Annotated in this window: 1 pseudogene; it reads left to right on the top strand. The window is 67.3% G+C overall.

Annotated elements, in window-relative coordinates:
- Positions 1–212: 212 nt before the first annotated feature.
- A pseudogene (locus G8E10_RS25785) lies at positions 213–413 on the top strand (Vi polysaccharide biosynthesis UDP-N-acetylglucosamine C-6 dehydrogenase TviB); the annotation flags it as partial.

The following is a 413-nucleotide window of genomic DNA, read 5'->3' as shown; positions in this document are numbered from 1 at the left end:
GATCGAGATGACCGTCAGGCGCTTCGCGCAGAGCGGCATCGAGATCAAGGGCGCCATCTTCAACGGAATGGAAAAGCGCGCCGCCACCTACGGCTACGGCCACGCCGCCTATTACCACTACGAGTACAAGCCGGACAACGCCTGAGCACAGCCCTCCGCTCGAGCCGCTTCCGGATCGAGCCCCCTCCCAGCCGACCGCCACGGGCACCGCCATGCACAACCTGGAAGACCTGAAACTCGCCATCATCGGCCTCGGCTACGTGGGCCTGCCGCTCGCGGTCGAATTCGGCAAGCGCCGGCCGGTCGTCGGCTTCGACATCGACAGCACGCGCATCGCCGCCCTCGAGGCCGGCCACGACCGCACACTGGAGGTCGACGACCACGAACTGCCGGAGGCTCGCCAGCTCCGCTAC

Source organism: Ferranicluibacter rubi, from assembly GCF_011603255.1.
In the GTDB taxonomy this organism is placed as follows: domain Bacteria; phylum Pseudomonadota; class Alphaproteobacteria; order Rhizobiales; family Rhizobiaceae; genus Ferranicluibacter; species Ferranicluibacter rubi.
The sequence above is the reverse complement of the archived record's forward strand: the minus strand, read 5'-3'. Positions and strand labels throughout refer to the sequence as shown.